Source organism: Paenibacillus phytorum, from assembly GCF_013141715.1.
Lineage (GTDB): Bacteria > Bacillota > Bacilli > Paenibacillales > NBRC-103111 > Paenibacillus_E > Paenibacillus_E phytorum.
Genome location: NZ_WHOA01000072.1, coordinates 108,562 through 127,450, shown reverse-complemented (window position 1 = coordinate 127,450; position 18,889 = coordinate 108,562). Strand labels below are relative to the sequence as shown.

Sequence of the window (18,889 nt, the reverse complement as noted above, 5' to 3'; positions counted from 1 at the left end):
AGTTCATGGCCATGAATATTAGCTGGGAGAAAGAGATACAGGAGCAGCTAGCTAAAGAAATCGTGTTTGTCGATGGCGAAACGAGAGAAAAGCTCTCTAAAGATTATTACTGGTACTCTCCTGTACTAAATCGGCAGTTGCAGAATATGAAGGCGGCCGATGTCGTTGCCATACCGCACAATGAGGCCGAGGTGGCAGAAGTATTAGCCTTTGGTTACCGCCATAACATTCCTGTTACGGTTCGTGGAGCTGGTACAGGTAACTATGGTCAGGCGGTCCCTCTGCAGGGCGGTATTGTCTTAGATTTAAGCCGAATGGATGAAATTCTTGAAATCGGACCTGGATATGCTCGTTTACAATGTGGAGTTCGTCTAGGTGTCATTGATAAAAAGGCTCGCGAAGTTGGGCAAGAAATTCGCATTTACCCCAGTACTTATGTCAAAGCGACGGTGGGCGGCTTTGTAAGTGGTGGTTCCGGCGGAATCGGCTCGATTACCCACGGAAACCTATGGGATGGCAATGTGCTGGAAGCCGTCATTTACACCATGGAAGAATCTCCGCAGCGCTTGGTTATCCAAGGCCGTGACTTATTTGATTATATTCATAATTATGGGACGACCGGTATTTTGACTGAGGTGACCATCCCGCTTTCTCCTCGCACCGAGTGGGCTCAGGCTATTGCTAATTTCGACACCTTCGAGCAGTCGATGCGATTCGGTGAGGCTCTTGCCAGAGAGGAAGCTATTCTGAAACGACTCATTGCTCCGATGGAATGGCCAATTCCCTCGTATTTCGTTCCGTTTGCCAAAGTGATTAAGTCGGGTATGGCCGCTGTCATGCTTGAATTCGCTGAGGATTCACTGCCCTTACCCAAAGTCATGGCGGGCACATCGGCCATCTGATTGAGGCTAAGAATTACCGGAAAACGATCGGGGTATCGGATTTTACATGGAATCATACGACGTTATGGGCAATGAAAACGGACTCTTCCATGACGTATCTGCAAGCTGGCTTTAAGCTGGATTGCTATATGGAACAGATCCAGAAGATTAAAGACAAATATGGGGATGAAGTTTACTTGCATTTTGAATGGGTACGAAGCGGTGGGGAAATCTCCCCAAATTCGCTTCCGGTTGTTCGCTTTGAAAGCGAAGAACGCTTATACGAGATCATTCACTATTGTGAATCCATCGGCGTGAAAATATTTGATCCTCATACTTGGGTGTTAGATCATGGCGGACGTGGTGAAGTTGGCAGCATGGAGCGCAAAAAACGTGAGAATGACCCAAGAGGGCTGCTCAATCCAGGGAAAATCATTTATGAGATGTAAATGAAGGGGGACGTACAATGGCTGTAGATTCTAAATACCTGCAAATACTACCGGATGAAATATTCCCTGCCCGCGAACGGGCAGCCTGGGCTAATCGATTGGAAGATGGGGCTTCGCCAGGGCGTCGACTCCTGATGCTGCTTAAGAATCTTTTGCCATCCTTAGTTGCCTTTGTTGTTTTCATCGGAGGCTGGGAACTCATTGCTTATTTAGTGAAAGCTCCTGTTTACCTCGTACCAAAGCCTTCCGATATCGTAGCAGCAGCCGTTGAAAACAGGCATGGACTATGGGTATCTGTAAGGACAACGACGCTGGAAGCTGTGCTTGGATTTTTTCTCAGTATTATATTAGGAGTTACTGGTGCTATTCTATTGGCAAGCTCCAAATGGATTGAGAAGAGTGTGTATCCATATGCAATTATTTTACAAACGATTCCGATTGTCGCCATTGCCCCTCTCATTGTGATCTGGTTCGATGCGGGTGTGAATGCGATTGTCATTATTACATTCTTAATCGGATTCTTCCCGATGCTTTCGAATACGTTAATTGGTCTAAATTCCACAGATCAAAATATGAGTAACCTGTTTTATTTATACAATGCGAATGCGATTCAAACGATGTGGAGGCTGCGCATACCTGCTGCCCTTCCTTATATCGTAGCCGGTCTGAAAATTTCTTGTACCTTATCCGTAGTAGGGGCTATTGTCGGTGAATACATTGCTGGCATTGGCGGAGGACAAGGCGGACTTGGTTATGCGATAACGTATGCAGCTGCTCGTTTAAAAACACCTTATTTATTCGCTTGTGGACTTTCAGCATCAGCACTGGGCATTATTTTCTTCCTATTAGTCAACGCTTTCGCCAAATGGCTGCTTAGTTCGTGGCATGAATCCGAGATGAAAAAGGATAACTAAAATGGCACCAAGGTAAAGAGGTGAGTCGGTTGCTGGATATTGTATTTCGTAGTGTGCGTATGCTTGAACATTCGGAGAGCCGAGGTCTTGTAGATATTGGTGTAAAAAACGGCAAAATCGCCATGCTTGGAAGTATTGCTGAACAAGGGGAACGCGAAATCGATGGGATTGGTCACCTGCTGCTCCCTCCGTTTGTGGAGTCCCATATTCATTTGGACACCGTCCTAACAGCGGGGGAGCCCGCTTGGAATGAGAGCGGTACTCTGTACGAAGGCATCGGATTATGGCAAAAGCGGAAACAAGCGCTCTCCTTCGAAGACGTCACCGAGCGAGCAGAGAAGGTGCTTCGGATGCAGATGGCTGCCGGTATCCTGCATGTGCGTACCCAAGCAGATATCTCCGACCCGAATCTGACTGCTCTACGTGCACTTCTTGCCTTGCGCGAGCGCGTAAAACCTTATATGAACCTGCAAGTTATCGCGTTTCCCCAAGATGGAATTCGCGCCTGTCCCGATAATGAACGCCGTCTGGAGCAGGCATTGGAGCTTGGCGCAGACGGCATTGGAGCGATTCCGCATTTAGAGCCTACGCGTGAGGAAGGACTATTATCGCTTGAAATTTGCTTCAATCTAGCAGAGAAGTATGGTTGTTTCGTCCATGTTTTTTGCGATGAAATGGACGTTGCACACTCCACGTTCTTAGAAAGCGTGGCCAATCTTGCGATTCGTTCTGGACTGCGCGAGCGAGTAACAGCAGCACATGCGAACGCTGCAGCCTATTATGGGGAAGCTTATTACCAGAAGGTGCAGGGAATGCTGGCGCGCTCGGGTGTGAATGTTGTTTGCTGTCCGCTCATTAATAGTGCTATGCAGGGGAGATACGACGGCTATCCCAAAGGTCGAGGCATTACCCGGATCAAGGAATTATGGACGGCCGGCGTTAATGTTAGCATCGCGCATGACGATATTCAGACGCCTTTCTATCCGCTGGGTACAGGGAATATGCTGCAAGCAGCTCACATCGCTGCTCATTTAGCACATATGACGGGGCGCGAGGAAGTGGCGGAGCTTGTGCGTATGATCACGACACGTGCAGCGAACACCCTGCAGCTCAAGGAATACGAGATCGAGATTGGCCATCCTGCCAGCTTTATCTTGCTGCCTGGAGATGATGCTATGGATCTTGTTCGTGAACAGCCAAGTTGTCGGTACGTTGTGAGCCAAGGCCGCATTGTTGCTGAAACTGTGCCTGCAAGGAGTCAGTTGTTCACTACACTATGATTTATACAAGAAGCAGCACCCCCTGTTGTTATTTCGCAGGGGGTTGTTTAAGTTTTGTTTTTCATATGTTAACCGGTAAATAAGAAGGAAAGCATTAAAACCTGTCGAATTTATTATATTGTTAATTACTTACAGTTTTCTTCGGGGGAGGAAAATGAATGAAACGGATATCTCGAGTATTCTGGAAAACGATGTTGGTTATGATTATTTGTTGTGGCTTCATGTCTTCCCATACTTATGCCGATGAGCAAACAGATTTGAAACCGATTCCAGCGTGGAGTATATTGTGGAGTAATTCAGCTGAAGGAATTGATAATGTTGTGATTCCCTCACCTACAAATAAATGGATAACAGTCAGGAATGGCGACATGCCTCCCGAGAAACCGAAAGATATTTCTTCGGCATGGGTTCGATTTCAGCTTCCGACTCATGTACCCAAAGACTATGGCATTTACATTGAACAAATATATGCCCAGCAACTCTGGGTATATATTGGTGATCGATTAGTTCGAGAAATAAACTTTGATTTTCCAACTGATGAACAGAGAAGCTTATTTCCTGTAGGTAGTGAAGATGGGGGGGAGTTCGTATATTTAAAGCTGGGGACATCGATGGATCGCTTGGGTTTACATTCAGAAATTAAACTGGATCATTATTCAGCTTTGACTCGATCATTTATATTTCGGGATTTGCAGAACATCATTCTAGGCTGTGCATTTCTTTTTATTGCAGCGATTATGCTGATATGTTCTTTCTTTTTGAAGCAAATTCAACTTGCAAGCTGGATTTCACTTAGTTTACTTATTTTAGCTCTAGGAACTATTTTTATTACGTATTCGCCTTTCATGTACGCAAATTTCACGAGTTATGGCGACCTATTTCTTGATTTATTTGATTTTTCACTTGCTGTTTTTTTACCAACACTCACCTATTTCTTTGAAAAAATATTTGATAATGGGAATTTTAAGTGGATTAGAGCGTTTAGGAAATTCCAGATTATTTATTCCGCTATTTCAATTGCCTTTATGTTTATTAATCAACTCAATGATTATCGATTTGTCAAAGCGTATTTCTTTGCGTCTGTTACCGTTTTGGGGTCTATTATGATTATTCAATTCATTTTAATTATTGGCTTATCCATTGTATTCGTGAAAAGAGGGAACAAGGAAGCTGTTATTTTTTCAACCGGTTTTGCCATATTGGCTCTAATGAGTGTCCTAGATTTAATGTGCTACTATGCCAGTTCTCAAAAATATCAATTTTTCTTGTGGAAATGGGGCGTAGTAGGATTTATAATTGCTCTCATTGTTATATTAGGTAGACGCTTTGCAATCAATCAGGAGCATATGATCAACTATTCTAAGGAATTAGAGTTTTACAACCATCAGCTTCAGCTCTCGGATAAGATGGAGATGATAAGCTCGTTGGCGGCATCTGTCGCGCATGAGGTGCGAAACCCTTTGCAAGTAACGAGAGGATTCTTACAGCTTGTCGCAGCTAGAACAGATGATAAGAACAAAGAATACATGGGAATAGCGATAGAAGAATTAGATCGGGCTTCGCTAATCATTACGGACTTCCTGACATTTGCAAAGCCACAGCTGGATGAACTCGTTGATTTAAATGTTTCGAAGGAAATTAGTCAAATTGAAGGTATTATTGTACCATTAGCCACATTACATGGTGGGCGGATTACGGTTAGTGTTCCTAATGATTTGTTTATACAAGGGAATTCATCAAAGTTGAAGCAAGTGCTTATAAATATTATCAAAAATAGTATCGAAGCCTTTCAGGTTGATGGCCAGATTCATATATGGGCATATGAGAAAGATGGAGAAGTATATATTCATTTCAAAGACAATGGAGAAGGAATAGAACCTGCGCAGTTAACCAAATTAGGAGAGCCTTACTATTCCACGAAAACGAAGGGGACCGGATTAGGACTCATGGTTACTTTTCGAATTATTGAAATTATGAAGGGACACATTGAATTTAAAAGTCAAAAATACGTTGGTACCGAGGTAGTCCTTAGGTTTCCATCAATAGCTGTAAAATAAAGAAGAGGTGCTACGCGTAAATGCGTGGCACCTCTTTTATATTTTGTTCTTACCAGATACTTTCAACAGCATGCGTAGTAACTAATACTTTCGCGGGATTCGTAGGGATGACGAGAACAAACTCAGTTGAGGTCTCTTCAACCGCTTTAACTTTGATGTCATCAGGAAGAGTGATGTTAAATGCTTGTTTTAGCGCGGCTTTGGGATTAGCAATAAGTTGGTTCTTGAATGCTTCATCTTCCCAAGCTTTTTGAATAATTTTCTCTTTTAAAATTCCATTGGTCGACATTACTAATCACTCCTTGTCAATTGGGTAATTTTTCCTACAAAAAAATTATAGCATGAAAATTCAGAATAATCTATCAAAATTAACTAGTTTTCGACAAAAAATAATAGAATCCACCTAATGTTAACATTTTTCTATTTTCTTTGATTTCAAGGGCTACTTTTTGAATGTTTTGCACAAGCGAATCATGGAAATTGATCATTTGCGTCATAGATATTTGTAAACCTAGTAATTGCTCATGATGAGTAATGGCGATTTGTCCATAGAAATCCAGAAAGTCATGTACATACAACTGCTGCTTCACCATTTCAGGCGATACCGTACTATCCGTTGAAAGCTGCATATGCTTACGCAGTGATGCTAATAAGCAGTTGTAAGAACCTTCTTCCAGATCTTCTTCCCAGTCAGCCCAATCATCCAGCATTTGTAAAGTGATAAGCGTTTGTTCAACAGCCTCCGTGACGACAGGGATAAGGTGAGCTTGGTTTGCTAATAGAAGAGCGCCTGTGCTAGCATTTTTGACTGGACTTGCTTTCTTAGCGACTTTGCCAATGTCATGATGGAAGTAATCGGATTGCTGCTCATTGGAAACAGCTTCAGACCATTCCGTGACATAAGTCTCATAGTAACTCCAGAAAGGCGACCCAGCAGGGAACATTTCTCTATAGATGGATAGGAACTGCATATGAAATAAATTGGCTAGAGGCAGCTTGTCCTTATGCTCACCTTTGGCTGAATCCATGATATCGTCTTGTATAAAATAGTAGAGCATAACGAATACATTCGCTAATGAGAGTTTATTCATCGACTCTGGTGGCAGTTCACTGATGTCCTTCATCCAATACGGCAGAAGATAACAGATATAATTTTTAGTGCTTTCTTCTTTTCTCCCGTCAAATGTAGCTAGATAGGCTAGTCCGAGGTGATCTAACGGTGCTGGAAATGCGCTAATAATGCTTTCTGCCTCTGCAAATACGTCAGCAAGATCTTTCTCATGAGCAAGAAACCAGTTCATAGGTCATTATCCCCTTTATTGGTATATTCTTGAAACTAGCCTAGCACGAATTCATAGCGTATACAATTAGTATTTTTCCCCGATTTAACAACGCAATTATTCGCTCTTGTTCACTGAAGTTCATATTGTTCACTTCATCTTTCACAGCATAGTTCACATACCTTCGGCAGGCTTCACTATCCAATATCTGCTGCCCGATTTATGATCATCTCAAGACATATTGCTTGAGGGGGATCGATCCATACATGGTTAAACGACGAGGTTTTCTCTATGAATTAATGACGAACAAAATCATGTTTCTTATGCTGCTGCCGACACTGATCTTCTTCTTCATTAACTCGTACATTCCGATGGTTGGTATCTATTATGCGTTTACGAGGTTCGATTTCAATGCGGGTTTGTTCGGGAGTCCATTCGTGGGCTTGGACAATTTCTCTTTTCTTTGGAAATCCGGCATTTTAATGAAATTGACGCTCAATACGCTGGGGTATAATTTGGCTTTCATTCTATTCGGTAATGTATTCGCAATTATATGTGCCGTCTTGCTTAGCGAAATCCGCAGCGCATGGTTTAAGAAAATTGCTCAGTCCGTTATGTTCTTGCCTTACTTCATTTCTTTCGTAATTTTAAGTGTCATTGTCTACAACTTATTTAATTATGAGAGCGGTTTTCTAAACACAACATTGAAAGAGCTGAGCTCGAATCCAGTCGATGTGTACAATACGCCATGGGCTTGGGTTTTCCTCATCATCCTGTTCTATCTATGGAAAAATCTCGGCTACAGCATGGTCATCTATTTGGCTGCGATTACGGGGATCAGCGAGGAGTATTATGAAGCAGCGAAAATCGATGGAGCTAATATCTTTCAGCGTGTATGGCACATTACCATTCCAATGCTGAAGCCTACGTTTGTTGTACTCCTATTGTTTTCTTTGGGAAGCATCATGAAGGGACAATTCGATCTCTTTTATCAGTTAATTGGGAATAACGGGATCTTGTTTAATGCGACAGACATTATCGATACGTATGTATATCGCTCATTGAAGGTCACCTTTGATGTAGGAATGGCAACGGCAGCTGGTCTCTATCAATCGTTGTTTGGGTTTATCTTAATCATCTCCGTCAACTACATCATTCGGAAAATTAACGACGATTACGCCTTATTTTAGGAAAAGGGGTGCTGGGCACTTGAGAGTCAAGGATGAGAAATACACGCATTTGTTTCAAACCATTGCTTATGTCGTCATTATCTTCTCTTTCGTCATTTGTTTATTTCCCTTTCTGATGATTATTTCGGCATCACTTACACAGAATGAGTCGATTATCCGCAGTGGTTACCACCTCATTCCTAAAGTTTTCTCCATAGAAGGTTACAAAACGGTGTTTCGGTTTCCTGAGCAGGTGCTCAAAGCATACGGTGTGACCATCTTAGTTACTTTATTGGGAACTTTTATCGGTTTATTCCTGATGACAATGGCAGGCTACGTCCTGCAACGCAAGGATTTTAAGTATCGCAATCATTTTTCCTTCTATATTTACTTCACGACGCTGTTCGGTGGCGGCTTGGTGCCTTGGTATATTTTGCTGGCTAACTACTTGAAGCTGACGGATACCTACGCAGTTCTTATATTACCGGGACTTATGAGTCCATTCCTCATCATCTTGATGCGAAGCTTCATTAAATCAGCAATTCCTGAGGAATTGATTGAATCTGCCAAAATAGACGGTGCGAACGATTTCAAGATTTACTACAGCGTTGTGCTTCAATTATCAATGCCTGGCATCGCAACAGTCGGCTTATTTTTGGCGCTTCATTATTGGAACGGTTGGCTGCTCTCCTCCCTCTTCATCAACGATCCGAACAAGTATGAGTTGCAATACTACTTGTATAACGTTATCAATACGATGCGTTTTGTGTCCCAAATGGGTGCTGGCACTGGTGTCGTGATGACGGGTGAAATGCCGACGGAATCGACGAAGATGGCAATGGCCATTGTCGTAACAGGACCTATCCTTTTCCTGTACCCGTTCGTTCAGCGTTATTTTGTGAAGGGATTGACAATCGGTGCTGTCAAAGGTTAGAACCGTAGAAGGAGCAAACTAGCAAACCTTCTCGGCTGACATAGATTACAAACATTATAAAGGGAGGATTCACATGAAAATGATAGCAACCAATCGATTCTCTGCTATACTCTCGGGGGCATTAGTTATCACTGCTCTTACAGGCTGCAGCACTACAGAGCCTAAGAAAGAAACCGCTGCACCAGCAGCGAGCGCGGCTGCGCCAGCGGCATCAGCGAAGGCTGAAGCGCCTAAGAGAGACAAGGTAGAGCTTCAGTTCTATATGCTCGGTAATGCTCCCAAAGATCTTCAAATTATTCAGGACGAAGTGAACAAGCTTGCTTTGAAAGACTTGAACACAACCGTTAAATTTAACTACACAACATGGACGGACTGGGATCAAAAGTATAAGCTTCTGCTTTCCTCTGGTCAGCAAGTTGATTTAATCTTCACAGCAGACTGGACGCAATATCAATCCTATGCCAAAAAAGGTGCCTTCCTGCCGCTCGATGATATTCTTCCCAAAGCAGCACCCACCTTGAACAAATATGTGCCAAAGGACATGTGGGAGGCTGTGAAAATCGACGGTAAAATTTACACGGTACCGGCGACTTTTAAGGAATACGTAACTAATGGTTTCGTTTGGCGCGAAGATTTGAGAGCGAAGTACAATTTGCCGAAGCCAACTTCGATTGAAACCTTCGAGGCTTACATGGATGGCATCAAGAAAAATGAACCTAACATTTTGCCTTTCGCTAGTGGCGGAGATGGCAATCTGATTATTAATGGCCTAAGAGACGTCGTTCATAACAGCGCAGGTGCTCCACTTTACGGTGTTGGAATCAACTATAATAAACCTGGAGAGCCTTACTCCTACTGGGGGTCAGATGAACACTTAGGCGACATTAAAATCGCCAAACGTTGGATGGATAAAGGCTTCATCCCGAAAAACGTACTGAACGTCAAAGACTCCACGTGGGATCAGCTTGTAAGCGGGAAAGCAGCAAGTGAATTCGGAGATAATCCAGCTCGGTTCAATGATTCCTTGAACAAAATGAAATCAACACATCCGGACTGGAATCTGGATTACTATCCATTCCCGATCGCCAAAGGGTATGCACAGCCTGTACATCCAATTCATAACGGCTTTGCTATTCCGAAGAGCAGTAAGAACGCAGAGCGGGCTCTAGAATTCTATGAGAAAATGGTCACGGACAAAACATATAATTGGCTCACTTCGTATGGCATTGAAGGAAAGAACTTCCAAGTTGAAAATGGCTATTACAAAATGATTGGTGATAATAACTCCAATGGCTTCCCGCGCGAGGCTATGAACAGCTGGGCATGGCGTAACCCGGAGCTGATGTTGTTCGAGAAAAGCTTTGATGGTGTTAAAGCCATCTACAAAGAACTCGATAAAATTCAAAAACCGGATATCTTCACTGGCTTTGCCGAAGACTTCAGCTCCTACCAAGCGGAGAAAGCAGCGTTGGAGCAAGTTGAGAAGCAGTACCTATGGCCGCTGCAGCTCGGTCTTGTCGCCGATGTAGAAGCGGGTATGAAGACATTTATGGAGAAAGCCAAACAGGCAGGTCTAGAAAAAGTTCAGGCAGAGTACAAGAAGCAATGGCTTCAATATGTAAGTGATAAAGGAATTAAATAAAACACAAATAAAGGATCGCCTTGCAGCATGATATGTGCAGGGCGATCCTTTTTACGCTTGTTTATCTGATTCCAATAAACCAGTTTTCCGGTAATCGGTAGGCGTTACACCAAAGTTTTTCTTAAACATGCGATAGAAGTACGAACTATTGGTATAGCCAATGCGTTCAGCAATATCAGAGATTGGAAGGTCAGACTGTTTGAGCAAATCCTTGGCTCGATCCATGCGCATGGCATTGATGACATCGACAACGGTCTTCATTGTATTCTGCTTGTAGACGCGGCTTATGTAGATCGGCGACATATCGATCTCATCCGCGATCCAGTTTAAGCATAAGTTTGAATTCCCGCAATGCAGCTCAATCATGTCATTGATTTTACGGATAAGATCATCTTGTTTCATGCTTCTCTTATCATCGAGTTTCTTCTTAATTTCATCGAACGATTCGAAAAAAACAGCTTCAATCTCTTGGGTCGTTTCCAGCTTCGCCAGTGCATGTCTGGATAATTGCGATCCGCTGGCGATATCGAGGGCATTGTTTTTGAGAATCGTATGCATGACACCGCTAAGAGTGATGGTTAATCGTGAAAGGGTTGATTGGAATACACTAATCGGATAAGGCTTTGTTTCCTCAATGATGACGGTGTACAACTTCTTAGCTTCTTCAACCTTGCCAGCCATTAAAGCATCTATCAGTTTCTTCTCCTTCTCAACGGTGAACATGTAGTCAGCCGTTTCTGGATACTGGTGCTCCTGCGAAGCAATGAGACAGCCTGATCCAAGAAACAGACGGTGTTCGGAAGCTTCTACAACCTTGCGATACATGGGCACTAGGCTTTGAGGCTGAGAGCTTAGCGGACTATATGTGATGGATAAGCTGATTTTTAGCAGCTCGTTGACCGCCTTTTGAATCTGCTTTAATAGGGTTTGCAGCATGCTCTGATCCCCGTCGCTGGGAATATTTCGAGCATTAATGAAAAGCACAGTGCCGTCATCACCGATATCCACAGTTTCCACTTGGAAGGCTTGAGAAGCGATTTCCGAACTGATATTCATAATGGCATATTTGTATACATGAAGATCGTCTTGATGGGCTTGCAGAAAGGGTTGGAAGTGATCGATACGAAGCAAGACAAGTCGATAATCACTTTGGAAGTCAAAGGAAATGCCAAGTTCGCTGCGCTTATCCCTCATTATTTTAGATGTAATAGGCTCATGTCCTTGGAGCAGTTTACGCAGTAAATCTTGTTTTAAAGTAAACAAAGAATTTCGTTTTTCTGATTCCAGTGATTTCATTTTATTGACAATACGATTAATAGGGGCGTAGAGCTTACGAGATAACAACCATGACACCAGCAATCCTACAACAAGAATCGATATGCCAATATAAATGGTGGTTGTACGAATCTTGTTTAATTTCTTCGTAATATTCTCATATGGCGTAATACGAATATAACGCCATTCCAGCGTGTCAGGCGCTGTAAAGGAAATTAAGGATTTCTTGCCCTGGGCCATGCCAACGAAATATCCGGAGCCCTTATTGCTCATAATTTGCTTCGTTATCGCGGAATCAGACGCCAGGGCTAGAGAATTAATGGGTTGATCACCTGTAAGCATTCTGCCTGTATTATCGAGAATAAACGAACTGCTTGGTTCGTTCCCACTTGGTTTGCCGATATCTTTATTAATCCAGTCTGTCGTAATGTTCACGATAATGGCTGAATTCAAAGCATTGTTGTTGCCGATGGCATCGTAGCATAGATAGGTGTAGACGTTGCTTTTCTGTGAACTGTCTGCATTTTTTAAATAAGTACGCGGAATGGGCACGAAGGGTTTGAATTCCTGGAAGTGATCTAGGACATTCAAGATGTCTTTATCAACGAGCTCCGCCTTGGACATTAAGCCGTTCTGACCTTTGTTTGACGCAATATAGACATTTGGCGCTTTTGGATTGTAAACGTAAATCGATTCGATATAAGGCATGGAATTCAAATAATTGTTCATTTCTCTCATTGCAGCTGTGGTGTCATAAATATCCGGATTTTCATAAAACATTAATTTACTAATATTACCGTTCCGGTACATTTGAAATGTAAGCGATTGCGCACTTTCCGTCATGGAGATGACTTCTCTGCTCGTTTGGGTTAAATTCTCTAAGTCCGATTGATACACTTGGTTCAGATTGATATTTCTGTAATTAACGAAGAATATGGTGGAGGATACAAGCAGAGTCAGAACTGTAACGAAAATAGTACTAAGCAAAAGCTTAATATACAGTTTGCGATTATCTCCCGAAATCTTTAAATTCACAGCGTGCCCCCCTTACGGACTAACCGATACAGTGATGCCAAGTATATCTACCTTATCATCCGAATTGAAATAGACACAAGATGTAATCATACAACATTTATGAACATATTTAACTATTCACATTGACAGAGGGATTAATTTTATATACATTTGAAACAAATCGATTGTTCACAATATGACTGAACAGAAAGGAAACCAAGCCAATGAGCAGCAGTGAATTTTTAAAGCTAGAAAATCAACTGTGCTTTAGTCTATATGCAAGTTCGAGAGCCATTACTCGCATGTATCGCCCTTTTCTTGAAGGTTTGGGGATTACCTATCCGCAATACTTGGTGCTGTTGGTTCTCTGGGATCAAAAGGAAAGCACAGTCAAAGAGCTTAGCGAGAAGCTCGATCTAGATTCGGGTACTTTGACACCTATGCTTAAGCGGATGGAAGCTCAGCAATTGGTTCAAAGGAAACGATCTTCGGAAGATGAACGTGTCGTGAATATTCAAATCACAGAAGCGGGTCTTGCCCTTTACGAGAAGGCGCTTTGTATTCCACAGTCGCTGCTTGCGTCAAGCGGGCTATCTCCTGAAGAAATTTACACTTTCAATGAACAGTTAAAACGTATTATCAGCAGCGTAAATGCGTTCGATTAAGGAACGACTATAGGTTATTGAAGTGAGGATCTGGAATGAGTTATTTCATATACATTTTAGTGAATAACATTGTACCTATTAGTATTATGATTGCGATCGGCGCGGCGATGTATCGTGCTTTCCACATTGATATTAAGACATTATCGAAGCTTAATTTCTACGTGTTTTCACCCGCGCTCGTTTTTGTTAAGCTGTATGAGTCCGAAATGAACTTGCATATTTTAATGCAGGTTCTCTTGTTTTTTGTCCTTTTCTTTAGTCTCCTTTTTGCCATCATTGAGGTTATTATTCGGTTGAAAAAGATGCAGCGCGGTATGCGTATTGCCATGCGCAATAGTGTTATTTTCTATAACAGTGCTAACTACGCACTGCCGCTGAATCAAACTGTTTTTGGTGGGAATGCCTATACCTTATCCATCCAAATCGTGATCATGATTATGCAAACGCTAATTCCCAATACATATGGCATCTATACCTTAAATGCACATAAATCAACCTGGAAAGCAACGATGAAAACCATTCTTTCCTTACCGGTCATTTATGCAATTCCGATTGCTCTGCTGCTGCGATATTTCCATTTACCTGTTCCAGGATCGATTCATATACCGCTGCAGTATATTTCAAACGCTTTTATGGCGACAGCCTTACTGACCCTAGGTGTGCAGCTTGGCGGTATGAAATGGGAATTTCATTTTTCTAATGTGCTCGTTTCTAATATACTTAGACTTGCTGCAGGACCGCTGATCGGATTTTTCGTTGTTTGGCTGCTTGGGATTGAAGGAATTACGGCCAAAGCATTGATTCTCTCGTGTGCTGTGCCCACCTCTCTAAGCAGTGTGTTGCTGGCCATTGAATATGAGAATGAACCGGAGTTTTCTTCACAGGCTGTCTTTACTTCAACTTTATTTAGTATGTTTACAATTCCAGTTGTTATCTTTTGTTTGGATTTTATATGAACATGGATGGGAATCATGAAGTTAGCAGGAATTTCGACATTTTTCGGCGAATGGGTAACCATACTACTCTATAAAGGGGGACTTCCTTAATGCGTTACCAATTTTGTCAGTATGTTACGATTGTGGATATGAATGAAGAGATTTTGTCAGAGGTATTATTTGACCATGGTGATTTTGATTCGAATGCATTAACGATTGGTTCATCTGTTGTGATTTATCAGCTTGGTCTGAAACAATTTGATGTTGTTTATGACAAAAGAGAAGGCAAAACTGCCCGTAATAAGGTTGTAGACATTGAACTCGATCTTATCAAAAAGCCTTCGGTAACACGTGTGTTTTTGGAACCCGTGCGGTTAATTGTCGGTCAGCATGATATTGGCGAAGTGGAATAAATAAATTAATGTGTTACGGAAAGGAAAGAAGACGAAAATGATGAAACTTTTTTTGCTGATAGGCAGTTTGAATGCGTTTCTTTCGGTCGCTCTAGGCGCTTTTGGGGCTCATTACTTGAAACAAAGGATTCCGGATAAGATAGATGTGTTTCAGACCGGCGTACAATATCACATGATACATGCGATAGCCCTCATCCTTATTGCTCTTTTGTCAGATAAACTGGCAAATAGCTCTATGGTGAATGCATCGGGGTGGGCCATTTTTATCGGTATTATCCTGTTCTCAGGTAGTTTATATGCCCTGAGTTTGACTGGGCTCAAGTTTTTTGGACCCATTACCCCGCTAGGCGGGCTGAGTTTCTTGGTTGGATGGATACTTCTGGCCGTGGCCGCTTACAAATAAAAAAATGGAAAGAGTCAGGAAATCTGACTCTTTTTTCATTGTTTTGTGTCTTCTTAGCAGGAAAAAGCTCGGATCATGTAGAAAGTAATCCATGACGAATTCGATCATTCTTCCTTAATTGAGAGGATGTGGCGCATGGCTGATATCATGGGGAACCAATCAGAAACGGGTAAGCCAATTGCTTCGGAACTAAAGCTACTCACAAGCCATGAGCTATATCATCAATTGTTTGGTTGCGCAATCATTGCAATGGCAATCGTTAGTCTCGACGGCAGGTTACTCAAGGTGAATGCATCGTTATGCCGCCTTTTTGGCTACACAGAAGAAGAACTGATTGGTCAGCATATTCAGGAATTTTCGCATCTTGACGATGTGGAGACCTATGCAGAACTATGTGATCAGACCTTTCGTGGCGAGCGGGAATCTTCTCCAAAAGAGAATCGCTATGTCCATAAGGATGGCTCCATGATTTGGGGAATGGTTCAAGTTTCCTTCATTCGTGATACGGATGCCCATCCCAATTTTGCAGTGGTTCAGATTCAAGATGTATCAGAAAGAAAGCGTTTGGAGTACAAGCTTGAGGAAAGCAGACGTAGCTATCAATCCCAGCTGAATCATAACCATAATCAACTCATTCTAAATGCCGTTTCAGAGGGTATGTTTGGCATCGATGAGCATTTTGGCACTACGTTTTGGAATAAAGCGGCGGAGTGCTTAACGGGTTACACCTATGAAGAAATGGTAGGGAAGAATCCTTATCTTGTTTTGACACGTGCTTGTGGAACCAATGAAGATTTGCAAATCAAGAAGGAAACTGTCTTAAATCGAACGATGCTTGAAGGGGTTTGTGATTGTTCAAACGAGATCTTTTACAAAAAAAATGGAGACTCGTTTCCGGTCGAATACATGACTTCGCCGATCTTGGATCAAGATCAAATCATTGGCGTTGTCCTATCATTCATTGATATTACTGAGCGGCGGCGCACGGAAGAGCTGCTCCGCAGATCAGACAAGATGTCCCTTATCGGGCAGCTTGCTGCTGGGGTTGCTCACGAAATTCGTAATCCATTGACTACGCTCAAAGGATTTATGCAATTTCTGCACCAAGGTGCTGCAAATAAGAAAGAATACTACGATATTATGATGTCCGAACTAGAACGGATTGAACTGATTACGACAGAAATGCTCGTTCTGGCTAAGCCGCATTTCATACACTACCAGCCCAAAAGTATCGAGAATATTATCAAAAGTGTCATTACCCTGATTGAAACACAGGCCATTATTAATAATATTCAATTCGTTGTCGCTATGGAGAAACATCTGCCGCTTGTCCTTTGTGAGGAGAACCAGCTGAAGCAATCCTTCATTAATTTGCTCAAAAATGCGATGGAAGCAATGCCAGACGGGGGACAAATTAATATTCAATTATTTTCAGTTGGAGACAAAGCCGTGCGTGTATTGTTTCATGATAGAGGGCATGGAATACCGCAAGATGCGCTGGCTAGACTGGGAGAGCCTTTCTTTACAACGAAGGAAAAAGGGACAGGGCTTGGCATCATGATTACGAATAAAATCATTGAAGATCATCATGGCCAGTTTGTGGTTGAGAGTAAAGTGGGAGAAGGAACGGTTGTCAGTGTGACGCTTCCTAGTACCTAGAGTGAGCAGTAAGAGGAGGCTTATTTGTGAAAAACCGGCTCTATATTGGCGGATATCTGTTAGTCGCCATATTCGTAAGCTTTTACGTAAAGCCGTATGCTGTATGGATTTGTTTGCTTGCCTCACTAGTGCTGCTTATCGTGCTGCTTAGAAAAGGTGGAAGTACAGGGTCCTTAAAAAAGGAAATGCCGCGGGATCACACGTATTTAAATGTGCTTGATTCCTTATTCGAGCACAATCCGAATGCGATTGGTATTTTTGATCAAGAGGGCAAATTTATTCGGATTAATTTTGCGGCAGAAACCATCCTCGGTTACTCCGTAGCAGAGCTGCTCAATCAACCTTTTACCAGCTTTGTTACACAAGAGCAGCTGGAGCGGACAGGGAGCCAGCTTGAACAAGTGAGAAGCGGGACTCCCGTCACCTTTGAAACAGCCGTAATACATAAAAGCGGCTACCGGGTGGATTTGAACGTTACTGCTGTACCTGTTGATTTACAGCCTAATTCCAAAGGCAATATTCTCATTTGCCAGGATATCACAGAGCGTAAGCGCGGCGATGAGCAAGTTCGCTATATGGCCTATTATGATGATATGACAGGGCTGCCGAACAGGCGCATGTTCAGAGATAACTTGAATGAGCGGCTTAGTATTTCCAAATCCATTGGACAAAAGGTAGCCGTCTTCTATTTGGACATCGATCGCTTCAAGCTGGTCAATGACAGCTTCGGTTATGATTACGGAAACATGCTGCTGCTGCAGCTCGCGGAGCGTTTCACGAGAGTTGTAACGGATAATGATTATTTGGCTCGCACGGAAGGCGATGAATTTGCCTTTTTCTATACGAATGTAGCCGACTCTAATGACGTAATTGCGGTTATCGCAGAGATTAATCGTGTCCTCGAAAAGCCGTTTCTTTTAGAGCAATATGAACTACATATTACAGCTAGTATCGGCGTAGCGATCTCCTCGGATGATGCCGATGATGCGGAAATACTTATGAAATATGCTGACATTGCATTAGCTAGAGCCAAAGAGAAGGGGCGCAACGACTTTCAGATCTTCAATACGGACATGAAGTCAGTTTCAATAAACCGACTCAAGCTGGAGAGTGAGCTTCGCAGAGCGATTGTCGGAGATGAGTTCGTTTTATACTATCAGCCACAGGTTGACATTGAGACGGGAAAAATTGTCGGTGTCGAAGCCTTAATTCGTTGGGACCATCCAGAGAAAGGCCTCATCTCCCCGAACTATTTCATCCCCTTTGCTGAAGAGTCCGGATTGATCGTGCCGATCGGCGAATGGGTACTGCGCGCTGCATGTAAGCAAAATAAAGCATGGCAGAACCAAGGGTATTCGATGATGCCGATATCCGTGAATCTGTCTATGCGGCAGTTTTTTCAGCACAATCTCAAAGGCAAGATCAGACATGTTTTAGAACAAACAGGACTTGATCCGCAGTACTTGGAACTTGAAATCACCGAAAGCATGACGATGGATGTTGATCACGCCATTCAGTCCTTACTTGAGCTTAAGGAGCTAGGTGTGAATGTAAGCATTGATGATTTTGGGACAGGCTACAGTTCGCTGTACTACTTAAAGAAATTTCCGATTGATAAGCTGAAGATCGATCGTTCCTTTGTTCGAGACATCATGGTGGATCCGAATGACGCGGCTATCGTGGCCACGATTATTGCGATGACGCACCATCTGAATTTGAAGGTCATTGCTGAAGGTGTAGAAACCGAAGACCAACTGCATTTCCTGCATCAGAATCGCTGTAATGAGGTGCAGGGCTTTTGGTTTAGTCCACCCGTAAGTGCGGATGAACTAGAGAAAATGCTAAGAACGGGTATCCCGAATGCTTCAGCTGCTGCTGTCCATGCCAAATAAAAGTAAGAGGGTATCCTTACTTGGGGA

At 42.7% G+C, this 18,889-nt stretch carries 17 protein-coding genes; 14 read left to right on the top strand and 3 right to left on the bottom strand.

Annotated features, from left to right (window positions below; genetic code table 11):
* The first annotated feature begins 5 nt into the window (after window positions 1–5).
* From GC098_RS09850 to GC098_RS09835, 5 genes are all read left to right on the top strand, one after another.
* A complete protein-coding gene (locus tag GC098_RS09850) occupies window positions 6–902 on the top strand; it encodes an FAD-binding oxidoreductase (protein WP_246321016.1) in 897 nt (298 codons plus the stop codon).
* Between the two features lie 71 nt (window positions 903–973).
* Window positions 974–1,330: a hypothetical protein gene (locus tag GC098_RS39925; protein WP_246358521.1), complete on the top strand. Its 357-nt coding sequence runs from the start codon at window positions 974–976 to the stop codon at window positions 1,328–1,330.
* 134 nt (window positions 1,331–1,464) lie between these two features.
* Window positions 1,465–2,244 carry an ABC transporter permease gene (locus GC098_RS09845; protein WP_246358531.1) on the top strand — a complete coding sequence of 260 codons (780 nt, stop codon included), beginning with the start codon at window positions 1,465–1,467 and terminating at the stop codon, window positions 2,242–2,244.
* Between the two features lie 59 nt (window positions 2,245–2,303).
* Window positions 2,304–3,524 (top strand): amidohydrolase family protein, encoded by a 1,221-nt coding sequence (locus GC098_RS09840; protein ID WP_171642994.1) that lies wholly within the window; start codon window positions 2,304–2,306, stop codon window positions 3,522–3,524.
* Window positions 3,525–3,682: 158 nt separating this feature from the next.
* Window positions 3,683–5,581: an ATP-binding protein gene (locus tag GC098_RS09835; RefSeq protein WP_171642993.1), complete on the top strand. Its 1,899-nt coding sequence runs from the start codon at window positions 3,683–3,685 to the stop codon at window positions 5,579–5,581.
* 49 nt (window positions 5,582–5,630) lie between these two features.
* Here the strand turns inward: GC098_RS09835 and GC098_RS09830 are convergent, their stop codons facing one another.
* Both GC098_RS09830 and GC098_RS09825 read right to left on the bottom strand, forming a co-directional pair.
* Window positions 5,631–5,870, bottom strand: a complete 240-nt coding sequence (locus tag GC098_RS09830) for an NHLP leader peptide family RiPP precursor (protein WP_171642992.1) — start codon at window positions 5,868–5,870, stop codon at window positions 5,631–5,633.
* A gap of 79 nt (window positions 5,871–5,949) precedes the next feature.
* Window positions 5,950–6,882, bottom strand: coding sequence for a hypothetical protein (locus GC098_RS09825; RefSeq protein WP_171642991.1), 933 nt, complete (start codon window positions 6,880–6,882; stop codon window positions 5,950–5,952).
* Window positions 6,883–7,127: 245 nt separating this feature from the next.
* On the opposite strand from GC098_RS09825, the gene GC098_RS09820 reads away from it, so the two are divergent.
* From GC098_RS09820 to GC098_RS09810, 3 genes are all read left to right on the top strand, one after another.
* On the top strand, window positions 7,128–8,051 hold the full coding sequence (locus tag GC098_RS09820) for an ABC transporter permease (RefSeq protein WP_171642990.1): 924 nt from the start codon (window positions 7,128–7,130) through the stop codon (window positions 8,049–8,051).
* A gap of 19 nt (window positions 8,052–8,070) precedes the next feature.
* On the top strand, window positions 8,071–8,964 hold the full coding sequence (locus tag GC098_RS09815; RefSeq protein ID WP_171642989.1) for a carbohydrate ABC transporter permease: 894 nt from the start codon (window positions 8,071–8,073) through the stop codon (window positions 8,962–8,964).
* A gap of 73 nt (window positions 8,965–9,037) precedes the next feature.
* Window positions 9,038–10,606, top strand: a complete 1,569-nt coding sequence (locus tag GC098_RS09810) for an extracellular solute-binding protein (RefSeq protein WP_171642988.1) — start codon at window positions 9,038–9,040, stop codon at window positions 10,604–10,606.
* 51 nt (window positions 10,607–10,657) lie between these two features.
* On the opposite strand, the gene GC098_RS09805 is transcribed toward GC098_RS09810, so the two are convergent.
* Window positions 10,658–12,916, bottom strand: coding sequence for a helix-turn-helix domain-containing protein (locus tag GC098_RS09805; RefSeq protein WP_171642987.1), 2,259 nt, complete (start codon window positions 12,914–12,916; stop codon window positions 10,658–10,660).
* A 203-nt stretch (window positions 12,917–13,119) separates the two neighbouring features.
* Between GC098_RS09805 and GC098_RS09800 the strand changes: the two genes are divergently transcribed.
* The 6 genes from GC098_RS09800 (at window position 13,120) to GC098_RS09775 (ending at window position 18,862) form a co-directional block, all read left to right on the top strand.
* Window positions 13,120–13,560, top strand: coding sequence for a MarR family winged helix-turn-helix transcriptional regulator (locus GC098_RS09800; protein WP_047676650.1), 441 nt, complete (start codon window positions 13,120–13,122; stop codon window positions 13,558–13,560).
* A gap of 35 nt (window positions 13,561–13,595) precedes the next feature.
* A complete protein-coding gene (locus GC098_RS09795) occupies window positions 13,596–14,516 on the top strand; it encodes an AEC family transporter (RefSeq protein WP_171642986.1) in 921 nt (306 codons plus the stop codon).
* An 89-nt stretch (window positions 14,517–14,605) separates the two neighbouring features.
* Window positions 14,606–14,908 carry a hypothetical protein gene (locus tag GC098_RS09790; protein WP_171642985.1) on the top strand — a complete coding sequence of 101 codons (303 nt, stop codon included), beginning with the start codon at window positions 14,606–14,608 and terminating at the stop codon, window positions 14,906–14,908.
* Between the two features lie 40 nt (window positions 14,909–14,948).
* Window positions 14,949–15,311, top strand: coding sequence for a DUF423 domain-containing protein (locus GC098_RS09785; RefSeq protein ID WP_171643043.1), 363 nt, complete (start codon window positions 14,949–14,951; stop codon window positions 15,309–15,311).
* Between the two features lie 147 nt (window positions 15,312–15,458).
* Complete coding sequence (locus tag GC098_RS09780) at window positions 15,459–16,970, top strand: PAS domain S-box protein (protein ID WP_216625219.1); 1,512 nt, start codon at window positions 15,459–15,461, stop codon at window positions 16,968–16,970.
* A gap of 26 nt (window positions 16,971–16,996) precedes the next feature.
* Window positions 16,997–18,862 carry a putative bifunctional diguanylate cyclase/phosphodiesterase gene (locus GC098_RS09775; RefSeq protein WP_171642983.1) on the top strand — a complete coding sequence of 622 codons (1,866 nt, stop codon included), beginning with the start codon at window positions 16,997–16,999 and terminating at the stop codon, window positions 18,860–18,862.
* Window positions 18,863–18,889 lie beyond the last annotated feature (27 nt).

Excerpts from the sequence above, each read along its gene's own strand:
- GC098_RS09850 (WP_246321016.1), top strand. The coding sequence starts at position 6 with ATGGCCATGAATATTAGCTGGGAGAAAGAGATACAGGAGCAGCTAGCT.
- GC098_RS39925 (WP_246358521.1), top strand. The coding sequence starts at position 974 with ATGAAAACGGACTCTTCCATGACGTATCTGCAAGCTGGCTTTAAGCTG.
- GC098_RS09845 (WP_246358531.1), top strand. The coding sequence starts at position 1,465 with ATGCTGCTTAAGAATCTTTTGCCATCCTTAGTTGCCTTTGTTGTTTTC.
- GC098_RS09840 (WP_171642994.1), top strand. The coding sequence starts at position 2,304 with ATGCTTGAACATTCGGAGAGCCGAGGTCTTGTAGATATTGGTGTAAAA.
- GC098_RS09835 (WP_171642993.1), top strand. The coding sequence starts at position 3,683 with ATGAAACGGATATCTCGAGTATTCTGGAAAACGATGTTGGTTATGATT.
- GC098_RS09830 (WP_171642992.1), bottom strand. The coding sequence starts at position 5,870 with ATGTCGACCAATGGAATTTTAAAAGAGAAAATTATTCAAAAAGCTTGG.
- GC098_RS09825 (WP_171642991.1), bottom strand. The coding sequence starts at position 6,882 with ATGAACTGGTTTCTTGCTCATGAGAAAGATCTTGCTGACGTATTTGCA.
- GC098_RS09820 (WP_171642990.1), top strand. The coding sequence starts at position 7,128 with ATGGTTAAACGACGAGGTTTTCTCTATGAATTAATGACGAACAAAATC.
- GC098_RS09810 (WP_171642988.1), top strand. The coding sequence starts at position 9,038 with ATGAAAATGATAGCAACCAATCGATTCTCTGCTATACTCTCGGGGGCA.
- GC098_RS09800 (WP_047676650.1), top strand. The coding sequence starts at position 13,120 with ATGAGCAGCAGTGAATTTTTAAAGCTAGAAAATCAACTGTGCTTTAGT.
- GC098_RS09795 (WP_171642986.1), top strand. The coding sequence starts at position 13,596 with ATGAGTTATTTCATATACATTTTAGTGAATAACATTGTACCTATTAGT.
- GC098_RS09790 (WP_171642985.1), top strand. The coding sequence starts at position 14,606 with ATGCGTTACCAATTTTGTCAGTATGTTACGATTGTGGATATGAATGAA.
- GC098_RS09785 (WP_171643043.1), top strand. The coding sequence starts at position 14,949 with ATGAAACTTTTTTTGCTGATAGGCAGTTTGAATGCGTTTCTTTCGGTC.
- GC098_RS09780 (WP_216625219.1), top strand. The coding sequence starts at position 15,459 with ATGGGGAACCAATCAGAAACGGGTAAGCCAATTGCTTCGGAACTAAAG.